17 protein-coding genes and 1 pseudogene are annotated in these 21,395 nt (G+C 68.4%); 5 read left to right on the forward strand and 13 right to left on the reverse strand.

Translation table 11 applies throughout. The features are described 5' to 3' along the window. Window positions 1-381 precede the first annotated feature (381 nt). The 8 genes from IEY95_RS08195 to IEY95_RS08230 form a co-directional block, all read right to left on the reverse strand. On the reverse strand, window positions 382-873 hold the full coding sequence (locus IEY95_RS08195; RefSeq protein WP_189185197.1) for a Hint domain-containing protein: 492 nt from the start codon (window positions 871-873) through the stop codon (window positions 382-384). A 588-nt stretch (window positions 874-1,461) separates the two neighbouring features. After that, window positions 1,462-2,436: a hypothetical protein gene (locus IEY95_RS08200; RefSeq protein WP_189185198.1), complete on the reverse strand. Its 975-nt coding sequence runs from the start codon at window positions 2,434-2,436 to the stop codon at window positions 1,462-1,464. Between the two features lie 169 nt (window positions 2,437-2,605). Further along, window positions 2,606-2,773, reverse strand: a complete 168-nt coding sequence (locus IEY95_RS08205) for a hypothetical protein (RefSeq protein ID WP_189185199.1) — start codon at window positions 2,771-2,773, stop codon at window positions 2,606-2,608. A gap of 148 nt (window positions 2,774-2,921) precedes the next feature. After that, on the reverse strand, window positions 2,922-3,833 hold the full coding sequence (locus tag IEY95_RS08210; protein WP_189185200.1) for a hypothetical protein: 912 nt from the start codon (window positions 3,831-3,833) through the stop codon (window positions 2,922-2,924). A 904-nt stretch (window positions 3,834-4,737) separates the two neighbouring features. Next, window positions 4,738-6,180: a hypothetical protein gene (locus IEY95_RS08215; protein WP_189185201.1), complete on the reverse strand. Its 1,443-nt coding sequence runs from the start codon at window positions 6,178-6,180 to the stop codon at window positions 4,738-4,740. A 945-nt stretch (window positions 6,181-7,125) separates the two neighbouring features. Continuing rightward, window positions 7,126-7,398, reverse strand: coding sequence for a hypothetical protein (locus tag IEY95_RS08220; RefSeq protein ID WP_189185202.1), 273 nt, complete (start codon window positions 7,396-7,398; stop codon window positions 7,126-7,128). A gap of 1,013 nt (window positions 7,399-8,411) precedes the next feature. Continuing rightward, window positions 8,412-8,987, reverse strand: coding sequence for a hypothetical protein (locus tag IEY95_RS08225; protein ID WP_189185203.1), 576 nt, complete (start codon window positions 8,985-8,987; stop codon window positions 8,412-8,414). 393 nt (window positions 8,988-9,380) lie between these two features. Next, complete coding sequence (locus IEY95_RS08230; RefSeq protein WP_189185204.1) at window positions 9,381-9,959, reverse strand: GNAT family N-acetyltransferase; 579 nt, start codon at window positions 9,957-9,959, stop codon at window positions 9,381-9,383. Window positions 9,960-10,201: 242 nt separating this feature from the next. Between IEY95_RS08230 and IEY95_RS08235 the strand changes: the two genes are divergently transcribed. Then, on the forward strand, window positions 10,202-11,923 hold the full coding sequence (locus tag IEY95_RS08235; protein WP_444544760.1) for an IS1182 family transposase: 1,722 nt from the start codon (window positions 10,202-10,204) through the stop codon (window positions 11,921-11,923). A gap of 288 nt (window positions 11,924-12,211) precedes the next feature. Here IEY95_RS08235 and IEY95_RS08240 read toward each other — a convergent pair whose 3' ends face one another. Continuing rightward, window positions 12,212-12,439: a hypothetical protein gene (locus tag IEY95_RS08240; RefSeq protein ID WP_189185206.1), complete on the reverse strand. Its 228-nt coding sequence runs from the start codon at window positions 12,437-12,439 to the stop codon at window positions 12,212-12,214. 621 nt (window positions 12,440-13,060) lie between these two features. Then, window positions 13,061-13,234: pseudogene (locus IEY95_RS08245) on the reverse strand (Tn3 family transposase); the annotation flags it as partial. 194 nt (window positions 13,235-13,428) lie between these two features. On the opposite strand from IEY95_RS08245, the gene IEY95_RS08250 reads away from it, so the two are divergent. Further along, window positions 13,429-14,328, forward strand: a complete 900-nt coding sequence (locus tag IEY95_RS08250; protein ID WP_189185207.1) for a hypothetical protein — start codon at window positions 13,429-13,431, stop codon at window positions 14,326-14,328. A gap of 127 nt (window positions 14,329-14,455) precedes the next feature. Further along, window positions 14,456-14,668 carry a hypothetical protein gene (locus IEY95_RS08255; protein WP_189185462.1) on the forward strand — a complete coding sequence of 71 codons (213 nt, stop codon included), beginning with the start codon at window positions 14,456-14,458 and terminating at the stop codon, window positions 14,666-14,668. A gap of 436 nt (window positions 14,669-15,104) precedes the next feature. On the opposite strand, the gene IEY95_RS08265 is transcribed toward IEY95_RS08255, so the two are convergent. Continuing rightward, window positions 15,105-15,635, reverse strand: coding sequence for a hypothetical protein (locus IEY95_RS08265; RefSeq protein ID WP_229702688.1), 531 nt, complete (start codon window positions 15,633-15,635; stop codon window positions 15,105-15,107). Between the two features lie 217 nt (window positions 15,636-15,852). Further along, complete coding sequence (locus IEY95_RS08270; protein WP_189185208.1) at window positions 15,853-17,283, reverse strand: MFS transporter; 1,431 nt, start codon at window positions 17,281-17,283, stop codon at window positions 15,853-15,855. A 101-nt stretch (window positions 17,284-17,384) separates the two neighbouring features. Between IEY95_RS08270 and IEY95_RS08275 the strand changes: the two genes are divergently transcribed. After that, a complete protein-coding gene (locus tag IEY95_RS08275; RefSeq protein ID WP_189185209.1) occupies window positions 17,385-18,392 on the forward strand; it encodes a helix-turn-helix transcriptional regulator in 1,008 nt (335 codons plus the stop codon). 37 nt (window positions 18,393-18,429) lie between these two features. Here IEY95_RS08275 and IEY95_RS08280 read toward each other — a convergent pair whose 3' ends face one another. Next, complete coding sequence (locus tag IEY95_RS08280) at window positions 18,430-19,893, reverse strand: MFS transporter (protein ID WP_189185210.1); 1,464 nt, start codon at window positions 19,891-19,893, stop codon at window positions 18,430-18,432. A 130-nt stretch (window positions 19,894-20,023) separates the two neighbouring features. Here IEY95_RS08280 and dusB point away from each other — a divergent pair, with 130 nt between their 5' ends. Beyond that, window positions 20,024-21,178: a tRNA dihydrouridine synthase DusB gene (dusB, locus tag IEY95_RS08285; RefSeq protein ID WP_189185211.1), complete on the forward strand. Its 1,155-nt coding sequence runs from the start codon at window positions 20,024-20,026 to the stop codon at window positions 21,176-21,178. Window positions 21,179-21,395: the final 217 nt, after the last annotated feature.

Below are 21,395 nucleotides of genomic sequence, written 5' to 3' on the forward strand. Positions count from 1 at the left end.
TGTGGTTTCGCCGCTGGGTGTCGGCCCTGGAACGGCAGGCGGCTGGTGCGGCGTGGGATCGCTCGTTCCAGGCTGACTGGTAGTTGTGGTGGCCCCTTGCCCCTGACTCACTGTCATCTCCGTTACTCACAGTCGCTCGGCAGGGCGGATCCTCGCAGACATCCGAGGCGCCAGCAGGAGCCTCCACGGAATCTTCAACACCCGCTTCCCCGGAGGGTGTTACTGCGAGACGCCTCCCAGGGGCACCGCACCTGGAGCCGATACGCCTCCGGTGACCACACACGGTCACCAGCAGGGGGGTTCCGCGAGGAACTGGCGACAGCTGAATAGGCGAACCCACCAGTACCGAGGCCGATGACGTAGCCGCCGACAGGGCACAAATCACCGGTCGGGATGTTCGTCGGGCTGGTCAGGTTGGGGTTCGTTCATCTTTAGGTTGTGCACCCATAGGCCTGTGCGCCCCACGAAATAGGTGTGACTCCGCTGCACGCGCAGGTTGTGCGCGGTGGTTTTCATAAACCGCTGGCTTACCCCGAGGAGTTCGGTCCGCTTACCCTCACTGTTTACGAGGAAATCACCCGGGCGTAGTTCATGCGCGGGAGTCCAATCCTCAAGATAGAATCGGTGATTGGGTGTGCAGGTGACCGTTTCGTCAGGGAACTCAAGGTCGACCCAGCTGTCCTGCCTGGAGTGAAAAGTGCGCTCCACGGCCCTGCCGATGGGGCCGCCGGTCCGGCCAGCAGACGTCACCATGTCGCCGGGTTGGATTTCCTCAATCGGAATCAATCCGTCGGGCGTGACTATAGGTGTGCCAGCAGCAAAGCACCCGCCTTCAGCCAGGCGCTGCACTATACCAACACCGAGAAGCACCACTCCACCAATCATAGTGCCGGTTCCCAAGCCGATTCCTACGCTGCCGATTCCTCCGCCGCCGATTCCGGGGGGACCGCCGCCCATTGCGCTTGCTGCTAGCCCCGCCCCTGCCGTGACTATCCCGGTCGCCACCATCACCGAACCTGCGTGTATCGTTTTCTCACCAGGCGTGCTTCCTCCGCCGCTCGTATCCCTTCCGCTCGTCTTCCGCATGATGGAAACCTTCCCTCTCATCACGGTCAGCGGGGACCGGGATTTGCGACCCCGAGGTTCCTAATTCCAGGCTCTCACTGGCAGCGGGTCACGTCTAACCGAACGGCTTTGCGCCGGGCCGAAAGTCCACCATCGAGGTTCAGGCTGGGGTTGGCGTGGGCTCGCGCCTTAATCTCCGTGCACGGCTACGACCGAGCCCCCGACCGGCGTGCTAGAAGACCATGATCAATCTCGGCGCTAACCGCTGTACCGATGTTCCCCGAAGCCGTCGTCAAATCCTTCACGACCTTCGAGGTCAACGTGCCGCATTGAGGCGTATCGCGTCGGCGCGCATGGTGGTACCTGGCTCGGCAGCCGCCGTCTGGCTTGAGGTTGTCAGCGGATGGATAGCCCGTAATCGGCCGCGGCGCGGCCGAGGACTGTGACTTCCACGAGCTCTCGACGCTCCGCATTGGCGGGATGAGCAACCTGGATTAGCCCGGCCTCCGTGAGCTTGAGTACGGCTCGGTCGAGGGCGGTCTGGCGCTCTGTCAGGGCGGTGCGGGCTGGGGCTTCCTCGACGGCGTCACTCGTGAAGGCCGCAGGGTCGATGAGGGGGAAGGGGCCGTCGGCGGCTACCGGCTCCGGTTCCTGCGCGATGACGCGCAGCAGTTCCCGTTCGGCAGCGTTCAGCATCGTGAAGGCGGCACGAGCCCGTAAGAATCGCCGCCGACCCTCCTCCGCCAGGGCAAGTTGGGCGGAGGTTGGCCGCCTCAGGCGTGAAACGGCTGGGAGCGGCTCGTTGGTGATGGCTTCGGTGCTCTGGATGAGGAAGGTGTTGATCCGGTCGTAGGTGGTGCGTACGTGGGTCTGAATGTCTGCCAGCGCAGTCTGGATCTGGGTGTCTGCGTCGTGGTGGAGGGCGTCGCGGATACGCTGGGAAGTTTCCGAAAGCTCGTCCACGAAGGGGCGATTGCGGACGCCTGGCCTCAGGAGCGGGGTCTGCAGACGCATGCCGTCCCTGTGGGCACGCCGGACCATGCAACGGTAGAGCGTTGCGGTGAACTCCTTCAGCTCTGCCTGTAACTGTTCGTCGTAGCGCTCGCTGTCGACCGGCCGTCCCTGTTGTAGATCAGATATCACGCGTTCGGAGGTCATAAGCCAGACTCGTGCGGCAACGCGCGCCGTGGCAATGATCTCCAGAGTGACTTCGTTATACGCCTCCGTGGCTGCTGCCTTTGCGCGCCCGGCTTCCGCTTCTGCAGCCACGGCGTCGTCGCGCCGCTTCGCACGCTGCACCAGGAGGGCACCGGCCGCTCCAAGGCCGGCTCCGCCGAGGCCGCTGACGGTCGCGAGAATCGTCTCCCACATTGCCACCACGCTATCGTCCACGCCCTGCCCACAAGCCCTGCACGCCGAATCTGACACCGACTCCCGCCACGGGTGCCCGTTCGATTCCCACGCGTGCCCCTTCCGGCTCTGCCGCAGTAAATCGGGCATTTAATGCGGCACTACCCTGAACAAGTCTCAACCCCCTGCTTCAGGTGTTGTCTCGGCGGATCATCTCCCGCAGGCTGGTGCGGGCGGCGGCCAAGTCCTCTTCGGTCTCCTCTAGCCGGGCCGCCAGGCCGTCCCGCTCGCGCTTGAGGTCGTCCCGTTCGGTGGCGAGTTGCTGGACGCGTCCGGCCAGCTCATCGATTCGGGCCACGAGGTCGAGCTCGCATCCGAGGTTGGCGCAGAGTGACGGCGGCCCGCATCCGTCCGGAATACGCGACATCTCAACATGCGAGCTCACCAGCCTCAACCCCCCGTCCCCTGCTGTTCAAGATCCTTCGGTCCGCCGTGAACGGCTGCGCCTACGGGCGCGGCCAAGCGGCCGGGGTGGTCGCCGGCAGCGGGATCTCGTCCAGCCTCAGCCACCGCTCCCGGCCGTCCTGATCGAGCAGGCAGAACCGCACGTCCCCGGCCTCATCCGCCTCGTACGGGGCATCCCCGACCGCCCGCAGCAGGGCCCGCAGCCTGGGGTAGGGGGCCTGCATCGCCCGGCCGCGCACACCCTCGCCGCGCAGGGCGACCAGGGTGAAGGAAGCGACGTTCACCCCGGTGCGGCGGTGACCGTCCGCGTGGGCCACCGCCTCGGGGTGCTCCACGATGGAGGCCAGTGCCTGCGGCCCGGCGACCGTGTAGGTCAGCACCAGGTCCCCGCGCTGGAGCACCACCTGCGCGCCCGGCTCCATCAGCGAACCGTCCCCGGCGAGCGACAGCGCCACTTTGCCGACCATCGGGCCCATTCCGATCTCACGGACCTCGTCGAACTGTTCCACGGTGGCGTCCACGAACCGCTGGGAGTTGGGCAGCACCAGCACGCAGTGCCCGTTCCACGAGGTCCCGGTCCAGCTCGGCGTGAGCGAGCCGTAGCGGACCCCGTCCCCGTCCTTGTTCCGGATCGCCAGGTCGACCGGCAGCAGTTCGGCCCGCACCCCCAGCTGGCCGTAGGCGTTGCGCAGCGTCATGCACGCGTCCACGCACACGTTCGCTGGAACACGGCCGTCCGCGAGGGCCACCCACAGGTACGGCAGCACCAGTTCCACCAGCTGGTCCGGCTTCGCGTGCTCCAGCATCCGCGCCGTATGGTCCATGCTCCCCCGCAGCGGCAACCCGCCACCCGGCAGCACCGCAGCCGCCGCACGCGGACGCGGTACCGAGAGGTCACGTGGGGCCCGCTTCTGCGGCGTCCGGTGCTTCCTGCCCCGCTTCTGCTTCGACATGAGCAGAGCCTAAAGATCCCAACTGCCCTGGCAACAGACCACGTTGACCACGCCGCCCGCGTGACCGGTGCGAACCCTCCGCCCTGACGTGCGAAAAGCCGTCCCGGTGGCACGGGGGAACGCCACCGGGACGGCTTGCTTCATCGTACGGCCGCACGGCCCGGCAGGACGTCAGCCGACGGAGACCCGACGGATCGGGCTACCCCCGCGGCGGCGTCCGACCGGTGGGGGGAAGGTGCAGCGAGTGCGCCCGCAGAGGGGTGGCTCCGGCTCGGTCGTCGTGCACATCTGGGACTGCCCGGACGCTCCCGCCGACGGGGACGAGGTGGACGCTCTCGGCCGTGATCATCACGCACCCCTACTGGACCGAGGTTCCCCCGTGAACGGGTCAGCGCCCGCATGCAGCTCAAGCACATCGGCGACCGCGCGACGGACGCGGATAGCGATGCCTAGCTGCCTGGCGCCTCCGTTCGGGGACACCGAGTTCTACCCCGGTATCGCCGCTGCGCGGCCCTCCACCGCGGTGGCCACGGGGTGACCAGGTTCCTGGCCATCCTGCAGTTCGAAGAGAACGGCCCTGCGGTCACCGGGGAATGGGAAAACGACGACCGCGCCGCCCGGCGGACCTACAGCACGTGGATCGGGCTCTACGGCGCACCCTGCGCCGGTGGACCGCGCAAGGCGAAGTCATTGCCGCCGGTGAGTCCACCACCTGACAGCCCCGGTCGTGCTCAGCCCACGGCCTACGGCCGCGGTGCCGTCCGGCGCGCACTCGGCTGTGCCCTCCGCTTCCGGCTCGCGCCGGTCGGTGCCGCGGAAGCGGGGGTCCGGGGGCCGGCGAAGGCCAATGCAGTTGTCTTAGCTGGCCACCACGACTCGCCCCCTGCCAAGACAACGCGGCCGGTCATGGTTGGCGTTGTGCGAGGTGGCGTTGTGCGAGGTGGCGTTGGAGGTCGAGATGTCGGAACTGGTAGACCGCTCCCGCTTGTCGTAGTACTCCGCGTCGTTCGTGGGCGTCGGCCAGGAAACGCATGAAGCGCCAGGGCACACGCCCCGCTGCCGCCAGTGCGGTCCGCGCCACTAGGAACTCCATCCACACCGACCGAGCGAGTCCGAGCAAGAACCCGACCAGGAGCCCCACCGCGATTCCGAGCACCGAGATGAATGGGAACACTTCCGTCATCCCGTACGAGAGCATGAGGGCACCCGCAAGCGTGAAGACGAGCGCGCCCATGAGGCCGCCTGCGAGCGTAATGGCCGAGAAGGTGCGACGGTCGCGGGCCAGGATTACGCCGGGTCCCACTGCCTTGCTCAGGTCAGGGTGTTGCGACCTGAGCCCGCCGATGAGCCCGAAAGAGAGTCCGACTACGAGCCCCAGCACGAGCCCGGCCTGGGACAACCCGAGCCAGAGCGCGATGGGGAGTCCGATGGTGAGCCCCAAGGCGAGCCCGACGGTAAGTCCGCACGTGAGCCAGGATTTCCCTTTCCAGCTCCAGCGGATCCCCGAACTTGGATTTCGGTCTCTTGCAGACCAGGCACACAATAGCGCCGCCACTGGGACTGGGATCGCTAGCACGAGCCCCTCGGCAAGCCCGGCTGCGAGCTGGAGCTGGTCGGGGGAGGTGAGCCCGATGAAGAGGCCGAAGGGAATCCCGCTCACGAGCCAGGCTGTCAGCCCGATCGTGAGCACTGTTACCTCCTTGGGCAGAGCTTTGGAGAGTTGCCACCAGGCAAGGTTGGGGGAACCGCCGAGGGTGCGTTGGAGGTGACAGGCCAGAAAGGAGAGGGTGCGCTGGGCTTTTTGGGCGGTCCAGTGAGTGGGGAGGTGAGGGTGGGGGCGGTAGGCGGCAGGGATGAAGGCCGCGAACAGATGGGTGTTGATGTCCTCGCGGGCGGGGAAGCGGGCCTGGTCGAGGAGTTCGTCGGGGTGGGCGAGTTCGATGAGGTGCTCGTCGGGGCGCGGGTTGTAGATCGTGCGGGCCAGGAACAGACCGAGCGGGGTGCTGAGCGCCTGGGAGACGGGACTGCTAGTGCCCAGTGAAGCGGTGACCCGGTGCCAGCGGGCTGCCGCCTCGGTTCCGGGGCCTCCGGCGTCGCGCTCCAAGTAAGCGCGCGCTCTCGCAGGGTCAAGAGGGAGGAGGCAGATTCCCGCGGCTCCGTTCAAGAGCACGGTGACCCCGGCAGGTGGGGTCAGGGCGCTGCGGTACTCGGCGGTGCGGGTGGAGAGCACCAGCGGCTGTCGGGCCGGCAGTGCCTGGTTGATAGCGTGCAGGGCCTGGGCCCGCAGGCTTTCGGGGAGCTCGTCCAGGCCGTCGAGGATCGGCAGGACCAGCCGCTGCTCGAGCAAGGCGCGTGCCTGGGAGCCAGTACTGGCCTGTGGGGGGTTGGGGGGATGAGGGCGCGTAGAGCGGGGTGGTCCTGGGCGAGTTCGTCGGCCATCCATGCGTACAGGTCCTGCCGGGCTGGGTCCCAGGAGGCTAGGGGGAAGAGGACCGGGACGGGGCCGCCGGGCGGGCGGTGTTCGAGCAGGGCCAGCAGGAGGCGGATGAGCAGCATGGTCTTGCCGGCACCGGGTTCGCCGAGGACCACCAGGCGGCGTGTGGGTACGCGCTCGAAGACCTGGATGATGTCGCCCCCCTTGCCGGCCAACCCTGCCGGGCTGAGAGCCCACGCGGAGTCGGCTCCGGGAGACTGGCCAGGCCAGTCCTCGGCCAGCTCCTTCAGGTGCGTCCACGACTCGACGAGGTCCGCGTCGGCCGCCTCCCATGCGACCGGCAGCGGGAAAGGGTCGTTGAGGCAGCGTAGCCCGGCCTCGGCCTCCCACTGCTGGCGTACCGCCTGGGCGAGCTGGTCGGCCATGTCCCCCAGACGGGCGGGCGCCGACCCGGTCTTGCCGGAGCGGAGCACGGCGACTACTGCGGCGGGCAACGCCAGCAGGGCAGTGAACGCGGAGACCACGGTAACCAGAACGTCGACCTTGTGCCCGCCTGCGATGTACCACGCCAGGAACGCCCCAACCAGGACGACATAGAGCAGCCCGACCTGCTTCGGTACACGTCTCACGCAATGATCATGCGGGACCCTGGACGGTGTTCCCGGGATTTGAGTTCGCTGACGCCGCCGGAGTGGTAGCGGCATGTGCCCGCCCGGCTCAGGGAGGTGGCGAGGTTTGCGCTGATTCGGCGAAGGGTCTTCCCGCACCTCTGTACTTGCGTTGCTTGGTCGTCTGGTTGTGGTTCCAGCGGCCGGGGCTGACCTTGACGCGCCCGGCTCGGGTCCGCAGGATCGGCCATCAGAGCGGCTTCTTGATCGCGCGAGGGCAGTCCCTCTTGGCCCGTGGCGGCAGTAGTCGGCTGCGGGCTTCCTGGGCTGCCTCGGACCATTCTCGGGTGAGCTTGGTCCTGGTGGCACCGGCCTGTGACAGGACGCTCCGGCGGATGATCCGAACGCAGCGCAGGTAGGAGAGCCGGTCGGTGTCCACGGTCGGGCCGGCGGCCGCTGCTGCGTGGGCGAACTGGCGGACGGCATGATGGACCGCGAGGTAGGCCCATTGCGCCGCCGCCACACCGGCACCGGTTTGTCGCCTCGGATATGAAGGGCATTGGTTAGACGTGATGGGCCGAGCGAGGCGGCATCTGGAACCCTCCACTCCCTTCCCGCGCCGGGCGGTGCCGCGGAAGCGGGGGTCAGGGGGCCGCCGACAGGCCGGTTGACACCTCTCGTGTCAGTCAGAGGTCGGGTGCCGTACGATGCAGAGGACTCACCGGGACCCACCAGGACTCACTGGGACTGGTCCCGTCCCGGAACGTCGCGAAGGGCCCGATGCCGGCGGCCACCGACATCAGACCCTCCGCTTCGAGTACCGCAGTCACCGAGCCCGGCCGTCCAACTAGCGGCCGGGCTCACTGCTGAGCACGGACGTTTGCCGGCGGGCTTTCCGGCTTCTGGTCAAGACCAGAAGGACCGCAGTACATCGATGGCTGCGACGATCACGGGCGCCCAGTCGACAAGTGCCTGACGCCAGGTCAGGACGCGCTTGTCGCAAGCGCAGTGCTCGTGCTGATCCATCGATGCCTCCTCTCACTCAGCCCCAAGTGGCCCTTGAGACAGGGCCTTCGCCCGGGAGGGCGAAGCACGTGAGGAGCTCCGTGTGAGGAAGCAGCCCCAAGCATACGAGCCCACCGGAGGCCTGAAGACCTGGGGGACCACAACACTTGGGCTGCTGTTGCAATCCAACCACTAGATGTGGGGATCGACGCGAAAATTGACCCACCACGCGCGTGTCGCAGACGTATTGGCATGTGCCGCGCTGCCAGACTGATCCGCCACGCCTGTGTGACCACGGCCATACCGTGAGGCACCTGCGGAGATGCCGTGCGGTGCCGCAACGACGGGACGGACGCCTCCTGCGCAGATGAGGGCTGGTTGTTGCCCGACGGGTCCCTTCCAGCCGCATGATCAAGCGACGAAGCGTGAGTGCCACATCCGCAGCTCGGGGTGGGGTGTTGTACTTCGAGAAGACTGTCGCACCGCCCTCGAAGCCTCCGGACAGCTAGCATTCGAGGTGTAGGCGAGCGCTCATCGGCGTCGCAGGAGGCCTCTACGTGTCGGCCGGTCCCGCTCGGTGGGGCGGAGTATCTTGCGGCACCCGGCGGTGAAGTTGTCGAGCATCCGCTCCATGTCGCCCTGGTCCCGGAGGGCGAACTGCAGCTGGCTCTGGAGTAGTTCGTCGCGGTCGCGGCCACCAGCGACTTCCGCAGTCCAGTCGCGGATCCGTCCGGACAGAAGCTCGATGGCCTTCGCGGCGAACTCGGCACTGTTGGCGATGTCGTACGGGCCCTCGATCGCTACGGCGCCGACGGCCCGCGCGACCGCATCACGCTGCTCGTCGACCTCCTGGAGCCGTGCCTGCACGGCGGCCTGGTCGAAGTCGTCGCCCTTGAACATGTCCAAGAGTGCGTCTGCGGCGTCCCGCCGGGCGAGGAGAGCCGTAGCGCATGCGCTGTACGCCTGCCGACGGGCCTTCTGTTCCTCCGTGTTCGTCTGTGCCCGGCTGGTGATCCTGGCCGAGCCCAGCGTGCCAGCCGCTCCGACGACCGCGCCAAGAAGCGTGCCGCTGATGCCGGCGAGGCCGAGCAACGTCGTTGAGTCCACGGGGGCATTGTCGGGGGCGGGGAACATCTCAGGGAATCGTGGGCCAGGCACGCCTTCATGCCTCGCGCACGCGGCACGGCGCCATTGGACCCGCCGCCACCCTGGGCAAGGTGTCCTGAAGCGGCCCCGGGGAAAATCGGTACGGCTCGCCGAAGAGCTGAAGGCGAGCGACGTCGGCCTGGAGTTCCTCACCGGGGAGCTGAAGGGCTTGCACGACCCCTACCGGGCGTGCGCGTACGCCGGGCATCACTCGCCGCGCTGATCCTGTGGTGGGTGGTGATGCGCTCTAAGCGCGCCGCCGTCTCCGGCCGCACCGCCGAGGACATCGCCCTGTGGAATACGACACTCCGAAATCGGGGTGCCGGTAAGAACCGCGTCACCGATCCTGCTGGCTTATTCCGTGCCCGGTGTGGTTTTGTCAGCGGAACCTGACACCACTTGTCGCTCAGTACCCGCGGCCGACCCGGAGGTCTTCTCCAGAAGGGTGAACGACTTGGGTGCACCGCCCGGCTGCGGCTTGCCTGCCTTGTGGCCGACGACCCGGTAGCCGGCGTTCAGGTAGTAGGCGTTCAGGCGTGTGTTGCCGGCCAGGCAGTCCAGACGCACGAACGCCCGCCCCGCCGCGGCAACGCGGCGCTCCGCAGCACGCAGCAGAAACTGCCCCGTCCCCGGCTGAGCGCTGCTGCGGTCCACCATCAGCCGATGCACATAGCCGGCCACCGGCGGTTGCGGTCCCCAGGCGTCCTCGTCTTCCCACCACAGCTCCCATGCCCCGGCCACGCGACCATCGGCCTCGGCGAGCCAGACCTCACCACTCACCATGGTCTTGCGGAAGTGGTCCTCGTCCAGTTGGCCGGGGTGCCACTGGCCGGTGATGCCCTGGGCGAGCATCCAGCGGGCAGCGTCGTCACGCAGACGAACGAGAGTGGCGAGGTCGGTGTCTTCGGCGAGGCGGAAGTGCAGATCGTTCACGTCGCGATCCTCGCACGGCTCGCGCAAGCACTCGACGCTGTCCTTCCAGTCACAGCCGAGCGCCAGCGTTGTCAGTTCTCATCGACATTTTCGAACTGCCCGATCGCTAAGTGCTGCCCGAAACCGTGGACAAACGTTGCTCGCTCTCGCTTACGAAACCCCCGGTAGGACTGACGGCTCGTTGTCCCGTAGAGCAGCGGCCGTCTTGGCGTTCCCGGTCGCGGGTGGGGTGTGGGATGTCGATGCAGCCGAGGCCGTGGCCGCAAGTGCCGGAGCTGACCGCGCAGGTAGCCCGGTCGGTAGCGGCGCAGGGGCCGTATCCCCTGGCGATGCGGGTCCGTGACGAGCTGGGTGAGCTGTTTGCGGATGCCGAGTTCGCCGAGACGTTCGGGGCGCGAGGGCGGCCTGGCTGGTCACCGGGCCGACTGGCGCTGGTGACGGTCCTACAGTTCGCCGAGAACCTCACCGACCGGGCGGCAGCGCATCGGGTGCGGTACGACATGGACTTCAAATACGCGCTCGGTCTGGATCTGGACGATCCGGGGTTCGACGCCTCGGTGCTGTCGGAGTTCCGTGCGCGATTGGTCGAGCACGGGTTGGAGGAGAAGGCGCTCGACCTGCTGCTGACCGCGCTCAGGGACCGGGGCCTGGTGAAGGCGGGCGGCAAGCAGCGCACCGACTCCACCCGCGTGCTGGCGGCGGTACGGGACCTGAACCGACTGGAGCTGGCCGGGGAGACGCTGCGGGCCTCGCTGGAGACGCTGGCCTGCGCGGCACCGGACTGGCTGGCCAAGGCGGTGCCCGTGCGGGAGTGGGCCGAACGCTACGGTCCACGGACCAACTCCTGGCACCCACCCGCTTCCAAGGCCAAACGCCAGGAGATGGCCCTGGTCTACGGCCAAGACGGGTTCACGCTGCTGGAGGCCGTGCACGCCCCTCACACGCCGGTTTGGCTGCGGGAGCTCCCGGCGCTGCGGGTCCTGCGCTCGGTGTGGCTACAGAACTATCACCGCACCGTGACCGAGGCCGGGCCGGAGGTGGCGCGGCGGGAGAGCGGAGACCTCCCGCCAGGCAGACTCCGGCTGGCCTCCCCTTACGACACGGACGCGCGCTACGGTCTCAAACAGGGTTCCTGGTGGACCGGCTACAAGGTCCACATCAGCGAGACCTGCGAGGAAACCGACCACCAGGCCGCGGCCGTCGACTACCGGGCGGTCCACGGCCCCGACGGTCCACCGCCGCGCATCATCACCAACATCGCAACCACCGACGCCACGGTGACCGACGCGGAGATGACCGAGCCGATCCACCACATGCTCGCCGCCCGTGACCTGCTGCCCGCCGAGCACTACCTCGATTCCGGCTACCCCTCCGCCGAGCTGATCGTGGGCGTGAAGAAGCGCTTCGGCGTCGCCCTGATCACCCCGGTCCTGCTGAACAGCTCGCCCCAAGCACGCGCCGGCGCCGGATTCGACCGCACCGCCTTCACCATTGACTGGGACAAGCGGCAGGCCACCTGCCCACGCGGCAACACCAGCACCTGGTGGAGCCCCGCCAGCCAGCGCGGCACCAAGGCCATCGTGGTGAAGTTCGACAAGGAGATCTGCCGCCCCTGCCTGGTACGTGACCAGTGCACTCGCTCCAAAACCGGAGGCCGCACCCTCTCGCTGAAGCCCCGAGACCGGCAAGAGGCTCTCGACCACGCGCGCGCCCAGCAGACCGACGAGCAGTGGCGCGCCAAGTACGCGGCCCGCGCTGGTGTCGAGGGAACCATCCACCAGGCCGTCGTGGTCACCGGCATGAGACGCGCCCGCTACCGCGGTCTGCCAAAGACCCACATCGAGCACGTCTTCGCCGCTGTCGCGCTCAACCTCATACGCCTTGACGCCTGGTGGAGCGGGCATCCTTTGGACCGCACCCGCGTCAGCCATCTCGCCCGGCTCGACCTCTCCCTCGCCGTGTGACCCCGAATAAGCCAGCAGGATCGGTGACACGGTTCTTACCGGCACCCCAAATCGGCGCGCTGAGCCCGCGCGGCCCACAACCGGCGAGCGCGACCGGCAGGCCCCCGCACGCTGCGGGGGGCCTGTTCGCGTTTCGCGGGACGTCACGCACGACTCCGCCAACGGCTGTACGCCTGCGCCCCAACGCCGGACGACGTCGACACGGCCGCCTGATCCACCCGGCCGACGGGGAGCGCTCCACCCGGCCGACGGGGAGCGCCCGGCACTGGGACGCTCCCCGTCCGCACGTCAGTCGCGGAAGTCGACGACGTCCGAGGCGAGGAACCCGAACGCGGTGAGCGCGAGGGTGAGCGCGGCCCCCGGGCCGACGGGGATGTAACCGGCCGCCTGCGCCGCCTGGGTCCCCAGGGAGGAGACGACCGCTGCTGTCGTCTTCGACGGGAGCCGGAGCCGGAACCGGACGGCGATGGACGGGTCGCGCTTGCCGGATTCGATGATCTTGTCTCGTGATGTCACGATGGTGGTGCCTCCAGTGATGTCGTTGCCTGCGAAGTGCGATTCACGGAGCGCATGGGGTCGCCCTTCCTAGGGGGCGACCCCTCTCCGTATCGGCGGTCTTGCGACTGCCGAGAACAGTTGAGCAGCAGGTCAGGCCGTTCACGTAGCCGGTGGCGCCGCGACGACTTGCGGAGCCATGAGCTTCGTTGGCGCGTTCGCGTGCGCGTGCGCCCCTGGGGTTGATCTGCGGGTTTGCGCTTCGTGGGCGACCTGAATAGCAGGACCGTCGATTTTCTCTACACTCGCACCTCTCGCAGGCCTCTGACCTGCGGAAACAGTGCTGTGGGGGTCTCGGCTAGCTGGCGCAGGGGCTCCTGAATGGCAGCACCAAAATTCACCCGTTCGAGTGAATGTGAGCGTCTTCTGTGCGACGCGTTGCTGTCCGGCCGGTTCTGAGCGCCTCGGAGTGGGTGAGGGAGCAGTCCGTGAAGAGGACCGCCCCGCCCCGCGCGAGAGGCTCAACGATGACTCAGAACCCGACCCGCACCTACAAGGTGATCAACCCCGCCCCGCTCTTCGCCCCCGACCGTGACATCACCTTCAGCACCGCCGCTCCGGCCGGTTCTGTTGGCTTCATCCGGAGTACCGGCCCAGCATGTTGATGTGCTGCCGTACAAACGGCGAGAGGCGGGCCACGTCCTCGTCGCGGACGTCGAAGCCGTCCGCGCGCAGTTGGTTCACCGCGGCGTCCATGTACCTGGTGTTGAAGAGGACGACGGCGTTGAGGACCAGGCCGAGGGCGCCGATCTGGTCTTATCTGAACTAGCCCAGCACCGCCTTGAACCGGCTGACTCCCTTCTCCACCACGGAAAGTAGTGGTGGAGAAGTTGGAGAGCTGAGTGTCGTCGGGCGTGTCGGCGCTCTCCTCCGATGGGAGCCTCCACGTACAGAGAGCGATGGACCTGAAACGTCGTCACCGACACGGTTCAGGCTCTTAACCTGGCCCGATGGATACAGCTGTCGAGATAGTCAGCGCCCGGACGCGCCAGCTCTTCTGGGAGCTCAGCTCCATCATCGAGCTGAGTCCCCTGCGAGCATGCTGGACAGGTGAGGGCTTCTCTCCCGTGGAGGCCGCGCAGACTCGCTCGGGTGGAGCTCGCAAGCAGGTCTTCAGCTCCTTCGCCGAAGGCGTTGACTGGACCGACGAGGGACAGGTACAGCGGGCCCTGCGCGCGTTCGAGGGCATGCTGGATGAGTGCACCGGTTCCTACGGCTGGGACGGGACGCTGGCGAAGGTCACAGCCGCGCTGGCCCGGGACGGCTACCAGGTCAGCCCGACCCTCCAGATCCTGCCGGTCGGCGAGTGGCGGCCCGAGGTGGCGCGGCACGACGCCAGGGCGTACGCGGAATCCCTCAGGCTTCTGCGGGGTGCCCGTAACGCGATGGAGCGGTTGGGCCTCCTGACCTCCGACATGCCTGAGGAGCGGCTGCGAGACGTGCTGCTCGTCGCCCTCAACGCCTACTTTGAAGGGCAGTCCACGGGCGAGACCCTGAACGGCAAGGGCAAGACGGACATCCTGATCCGAGTCGGAGACCGCAACGTGTCGATCTCCGAGTGCAAGTTCTACACCGGGCCGAAGTCGGTCACCGACGCGCTGGACCAGCTGCTCAGGTACACGGACAACGGCGGCCGCCGGACGTCTCTGCTGATGTTCTACCGGGAGAAGGACCCGGATGCCCGGATCGCCGACACTATCTCCGCGATCCGTTCCCACCCGCAGTGCGAGTCCTTCGACTCCAGCAGAGCTGACGAGGACCGGCAATGGGGTTTCGTTGTCCGGGGCAGCGGAGATCCGGGCAGTGCTCCCCGTGCCGAGGTGGCGTTCATCCCCTTCGTCATCGCCTGACTCAACCCCTACCAGGACTTCAAGATCATCCCGTGGCGGCTTTTGGCCTCACCTTGGCTGGACCCCTACGGAACGTGTGATGGCCCCGGCAAGGGTCGGGGCCACCCAGACGAGGAGAACGACGACGATGAACCTGTTGAAGCTGCTGTTCAAGGCGATCACGTCCAACCGCGAGCCCGACGCCCTGCCCCGCTCGGAGGTCTACCACTGGCGCTGCGACACGTGTGGCGACAGGTATGTCGGCGCCGGACGGCAGCATGTCGGGAACGTCGCCGCTTCACACCGGCGGCGGATGGGCGGCAAGTGCCGGACGCCGAAGGTGTACGCCTCCGAGGTGTGACAGCGCCGGGCGGCGGGCGAGTCCGTCGAGCAGATCGACCTGATCATCCCTACCGGCAAGCGCAAGGGCCAGAACCCCGGCCTGGCCAGCATCTACCGGGCGCTCGCCGAACACGAGAGGCGCCAGGCGTACCCGGAAGCCGCCGAAGCAGCTCAGGCCGCCTTCGCCGCCCTCCGAACCGGCTGACAGTGAATCGACCTTCAAGATCATCTCATGGCCCGTTTTGCACGTACCTTGGCTGGACCCGACCTACGCGAGATCGGTGTCCCACCACAGCGCGGCAGGACCTCCGCGATCCGCCAACTCGTCCTCCAGGCCCCGGCCCCCGTCATCGCGAAGGCACTCGGCTACCACGACAAGACAGCCACCCGTCTGGTCACCGAAGCCGGCGGGACCTGGAGCCGATACGCCCCCCGGCGACCACAGCCGGTGATCGCTACAGATCTCCGGTCTCGCCCGTTTCCACGAAACGGACGACGCAGCGGCGGACGCGATCAAGGAACTGCGGCAGATGGTCGGCGGCCTTGTCGAACTCCGCACCGTCCAAGGACGCGGTCCGAGACCGGTAGATCGCGCCACCCCGGTCTGCGACATAGAGGATGCCCCCACCATTCGAAGCGATCACCATCCCGTGAGGGTCGTCCGCTTCCGGGAGGGAGACCGGCCCTTCCTCCGCGAGCCGGTGCAGGACGTCGCACGGCGAGTGGACGAAGAAGCCGTTGCCCACGTCTGGCAGCACGACCTCCCCGATCGACTCGTAGAACGTCAGCAGATCCTCGAATCCCTGAAGCTCCCGGCCACCGTCACGGACAGCCCGAGAATCCTCTTTACCGGCGAGCCGGACTTCATTCGTGCCCGGCTCGTAGCCGTTCGTCTCCTCGAACGTCAACACCAGGGAGCTCACCGCATCCGTGACCTCGTCACGCCACCGTGACAGCCATGCAGTCGAGTACGAAAGCTGATCCATGGCCCGGATCATGCCACCGTCGCTTTCAACGCAGACCCAGGACCCCGCATGAGTGGTCGACGCAGAGTGATGGAGCCCCCGCATCCCAGCCTGAATACGCGACACCTCGACATGCGAGCCCACCAGTCTCACACCCGGGAGACCCTGGTCGCCCCACCTGCCCAGGCCTCCGCCGCGCACGGGCGCACCCCCTGCGGGGCGCCTCCGACGGTCGAGGTCAGCCGATCGTCCGTGGCAGGCGCAGGCTCAGTGCCGCGGTCAGGATCACCCCCGCCAGTTGGACCAGGAGGGTCGTCACGAGGGCATCACGCATGCCGTGGGTCGAGGCGAGGGAGAGGAAGAGGGTGCCGAGGGTGGCGACGCCGAGGGCGAGGGCCGACTGCTGGGTGGTGATCATCACGCCACTGCCCACGCCGGCCCGGGCGGGCGGGACCTCGGACAGAATGATCCGGAAGATGACGGGGAGTTGGAGGGCCTGCCCCGCGCCCGCGACCGCCGCGCCCGGCAGCAGCTCCCACACGCCGAGGTGCGGCCAGGACCGCCAGGCGGTCACCACGAGAAGGGACACACCCACCGCTTGGATCAGCCCGCCGGCGGTGACGATCCGGGTGCCGTACCGGGCGACCAGCCTGGGACCGCACAGGGAGACGACGAAGAAGACGACCGCCATGGGCGCGAGAGCCAGGCCCGCGGGCACCGGACCGAGGCCCGCACCCCGCTGCAACGCCACCGCGATCACGAACATGAACCCGCTGAAGCCGATCGAGAACGGCACGATCATCACGAGGCCGCGGCGCAACGAGAGCAGCGAGAAGAGGCTCGGGGGGACCAGCGGCGTACGGCCGCCGCGGTCCTCCCGGCGTTCGACGATGTAGAACGCCGCCGCCGCGACGGGGAACAGGGCGAGTGACACCCAGGTCCACAGGGGCCAGCCCGCCGCCCTGCCCTCCGTCAGCGGGACGAGGAGGGTGAGCAGGGAGATCGCGAGCAGTACCGTGCCCGGCGCGTCGATCGGCTCCGGGTGCTGCGAGCGCGTCTCGGGCACGGCGCGTGCGGCCAGGATCAGACCGAGGATCACGACGGGCACGTTGACGAGGAACACCGAGCGCCAGCCGGTACCCGCGATGTCCGCCGCGACCAGGATGCCGCCGAGGATCTGCCCGGCCACCATGGACAGGCCGGCCGTCGCCCCGTACAGACCCATGGCTTTGGCGCGGCGCGGGCCCGCGGTCGCCGACTGGATGGTGGCGAGCACCTGCGGCAGCATCGCCGCGGACGCCGCGCCCTGCGCGACGCGCGCCGCCACCAGCGTCCAGGCGGTGGGCGCGAGCCCGCACACCAGTGAGGTCAGGCCGAAGGCCGCCATGCCGCCGAGGAAGAACTGGCGGCGGCCGAAGAGGTCGCCGAGGCGTCCGCCGAGGACGAGCAGGACGGCGTACGCGACTCCGTAGCCGGCGACGACGAGTTCGAGGACGGCCTCGCTCGCGTTCAGGTCATGGCCGATGGTCGGCAGGGCTACGTTGACGATGAAGAAGTCGATGAGAGGCAGTGCCGCACCGAGCAGCACGGTGAAGAGTCCGAGACCGCCGAGCACGGGTGGTGCGGCGGCGGAGCGGACTGGGGTTGTGATAGTTCCGGTTTCGGTCACGTGGTCCAGCCTTCTCCCGGCCTCAGGCTGGTACCAGAGTCTTCTTATCCTGGTAGAAGCAGTACCTGGAAACAGGTTCCGGTGAACGGCAGGCTGGAGGCATGACGACCATGGCGCAGGAGACGACGACCGGCAGCCCTGCCCCGAAGGCCACCGCCGCCGCGCCGGGGACGACGCTGGGCACCGCCGCCCCGGTGGACACCCCCGAACCCCCGCAGCCGCACGGCACCGCAGCCCCCCGCGGCAGTGAGATCCGGCGGCACGAGCTAGCCACCTTCCTGCGCAACCGCCGCGAACGCATCACGCCCGAGCAGGTCGGACTGCCCCGCGGCCGTCGCCGGCGCACCCCGGGCCTGCGCCGCGAGGAGGTCGCGCAGCTCTCCGCCGTCGGCGTCACCTGGTACACCTGGCTCGAGCAGGCCCGTGACATCCAGGTCTCCGAGCAGGTCCTCGACGCCCTGGCCCGCACCCTGCTGCTCGACTCCAGCGAGCGCGCCCACCTCTTCCAGCTGGCCGGCGCCATCGACCCCTCGCCCGCCGCGCAGTGCCCGACCATCACCCCGGCCCTGCGCCACGTACTCACCCAGCTGGAGCCGCTCCCGGCCTGCATCCAGAACAGCCGCTACGACATCCTGGCCCACAACCGCACGTACGCCCGTCTGATGATGAGCGATCTCGACGCCCTACCGCCCGAGGACCGCAACTGCATGATCCTCGTCTACACGAACGCGGAGTGGCGCAAGTCGATCGTGCTGCTCGACGAGACCATGCGTGTGATGGCCGCCAAGCTGCGCGCCTCGATGGCCGGACACCTCGGCGAACCCGCCTGGAAGATGCTGGTCAAGCGGTTGAAGGCGGAGTCGACGGAATTCCGGGAGATCTGGGAGCGGTACGAGGTGGTCGGCGGCGCCCGCAGCAAGACCAAGCAGTTCCTCAACCCGTACGTCGGGCTGCTCACCCTCGACCACACAGACCTGTGGCTGGCCCCCGACATGGGCGCCCGGATGGTGACGTACGCCCCCACGGACGAGGCGACCCGCGAGCGCCTGGAGAAGCTGTACGAGATCGCGCTGGGGGCGGACGTCGAGGCCGGGGCCGGGGCCGCATAGGCGGCACCGGGGCGTCTGTGCCGCGGGGGGCCCGAAGCTAGGCGGCGGATGCGTCCGGGGCCCGTACGCCCACCTCGTCCGGTACCTCCGGGGCCTCCAGCTGTCGTGCCGTCCGCTCGGCCGTGCCGCGCGCCCAGCGTCCGCTGGTCAACGCGCCCAGGACCAGGACCGCGAGACCGCACCCGGCGATGATCCACCAGCCGGGGCGGGCGGCCGACACGAACGTGTCCTGGTAGGCCGATGCCCGCACCCCGGACGCCAGCACGGCGCCGACCACGGCGACGCCGAGGGTGCCGCCGATCTGGCGGCTGGTCGAGGCGACGGCGGCGGCGACGCCCGCCTGGCTGCGGGGCATGCCGGAGACGGCGGTGTTGGTGATGGGGGCGTTCACGAAGCCGAAGCCCAGGCCGAAGAGGACGTAACCGAGGACCAGTGTGGCGTTCGAGGTCTCGGCCTCGAAGGCGGCGAAGAGGATGCCGCTCGCGGTCATCGCGACCCCGGCGACCAGGAGCGAGAAGCGCGGGCCGCGGCTGCCGACCAGTCGGCCCGACACGGGCGCGCAGACGAAGCACATGGCTGCCATGGGCAGCATCCACAGCCCCGCGTCCAGTGCGTTCAGGCCGCGGACGTTCTGCAGATAGAGCGTCGACAGGAACAGGAAGCCGCTGAGCGCCGCGAACGCGCTGACGGCGATGACGGTGGCCCCGCTGAACGGCGCCGAGCGGAAGAAGCGCAGGTCGATCAGGGGTTCGGCGCGCCGGGGTTCGTACCACAGAAGGCCGAGCAGCGCGGCGACGGCGATCGCGCCGAGGTCGAGGGTCTTGAGGGTGCCGGAGCTGGGCGCCTCGATGATCGCGTACGTCAGTGAGCCGAGCAGCGCGATGACGAGGAGCTGGCCGACCGGGTCGGGGCGGCGGGCCTTGGGGGCGCGGGACTCGGGAACGTAGCGCAGGGTGAGCAGGAGCGCGGCCAGGCCCACCGGGAGGTTGATCCAGAAGATCGACCGCCAGCCGACCGAGTCCACGAGCAGGCCGCCGACCAGTGGTCCGGCGGCCATCGAGATGCCGACCACGCCGCCCCACACACCGATCGCGCGGGCGCGCTCGCGCGGGTCCGTGAAGGTGTTGGTGATGATCGACATCGCCACCGGGTTCAGCATCGAACCGCCGACCGCCTGCACCATGCGGAAGGCGATGAGGGAGTCGAGGTTCGGGGCGAGGGAGCACAGCACCGAGCCGATCGTGAAGATGATCAGGCCCGCCATGAAGACCTTGCGCCGCCCGATGCGGTCGGCGGTCGAGCCCGCGAGCATCAGCAGCGAGGCCAGCACCAGGGTGTAGGCGTCGATCGTCCACTGCATGCCCGCCACGCTCGCGTGCAGTTCCTTCTGCATCGAGGGCAGGGCGACGTTCAGAACCGTGTTGTCCAGGCTCACGATCAGCAGGCTCATACAGCAGATCGCGAGCACCAGCATCCGGTGACGGTGGCTGAGCTCTGGCATCCCACCAGAGTACGCCCTTTTCAATAGTGCGTCTAACTAATGACCGCTACATGATCTTCCGTTCCGCGTCGCGCGATCTGTTCGCCCCGGGGCCGTACGAGCACACGTCGCCGTACGCGACAATGGGGGAATGTCCACGCCCACCCTCGCTCCCGCGTCCCCGCTGTCGATCGGCCCCCACACGGTCCAGCCGCCCGTCGTCCTCGCCCCCATGGCGGGGATCACGAACGCGCCGTTCCGCACGCTGTGCCGCGAGTTCAGTGGCGGCAAGGGTCTGTTCGTCAGCGAGATGATCACCACGCGGGCGCTGGTCGAGCGCAACGAGAAGACGATGCAGCTGATCCACTTCGACGCGAGCGAGAAGCCGCGCTCGATCCAGCTGTACGGCGTGGACCCGGCGACCGTCGGCAAGGCCGTCCGCATGATCGCGGAGGAGGGCCTGGCCGACCACATCGACCTGAACTTCGGCTGCCCGGTTCCGAAGGTGACCCGCAAGGGCGGCGGCTCCGCCCTCCCGTACAAGCGGAACCTGCTGCGGGCGATCCTCCGCGAGGCCGTCAGCGGCGCCGGGGATCTGCCGGTCACGATGAAGATGCGCAAGGGCATCGACGACGACCACATCACGTTCCTCGACGCCGGCCGGATCGCGGTCGAGGAGGGCGTGACGGCGATCGCCCTGCACGGGCGCACCGCCGCGCAGCACTACGGCGGCACGGCGGACTGGGACGCCATCGCGCGCCTCAAGGAGCATGTGCCGGAGATCCCGGTGCTCGGCAACGGCGACATCTGGTCCGCGGAGGACGCGGTGCGGATGGTGCGGGAGACCGGGTGCGACGGGGTTGTCGTGGGGCGCGGCTGCCTCGGCCGGCCCTGGCTGTTCGGCGACCTGGTGGCCGCCTTCGAGGGCCGTACGGACGCCTACGCCCGCCCGACGCTGCGCGAGGTCGCTGCCGTCATGGTCCGGCACGCCACCCTGCTCGGTGAGTGGATCGGTGACGAGGCGCGCGGTGTCATCGACTTCCGCAAGCACGTCGCCTGGTACCTGAAGGGCTTCGCGGTCGGCTCCGAGATGCGTAAGCGCCTCGCGATCACCTCGTCGCTGGCCGAACTCTCCGAGGGGCTCGACGAGTTGGACCTCGACCAGGCCTGGCCCCTCGGTGCGGACGGGCCTCGCGGTCGTACCTCCGGCAACAACCGGGTCGTCCTGCCGGACGGGTGGCTGAAGGACCCGTACGACTGCGCAGGGATCGGCGAGGACGCGGAGCTGGATACGTCCGGGGGCTGAGTGCCGCCTTGCTTCGCCTTGCTTCGCCTTGCTTCGCCTCGCCTCGCTTCGCGGGTTCGCCTACCAGCAGTGGGTGGGTCGGGGCCGTGCCGGTACATCCGCCCGTCGCGTGGCGTGCGTACTGCTCGAGGTTGCAGATGGTTCGACTTGGCTGTGCGGAGCTGTAAGCGACGGGCGGTGATGTACCGGCACGGCCCCTTCCGTGTGTGGGCGGCTG

The sequence above is a fragment of the Streptomyces albiflavescens genome, assembly GCF_014645835.1.
Lineage (GTDB): Bacteria > Actinomycetota > Actinomycetes > Streptomycetales > Streptomycetaceae > Streptomyces > Streptomyces albiflavescens.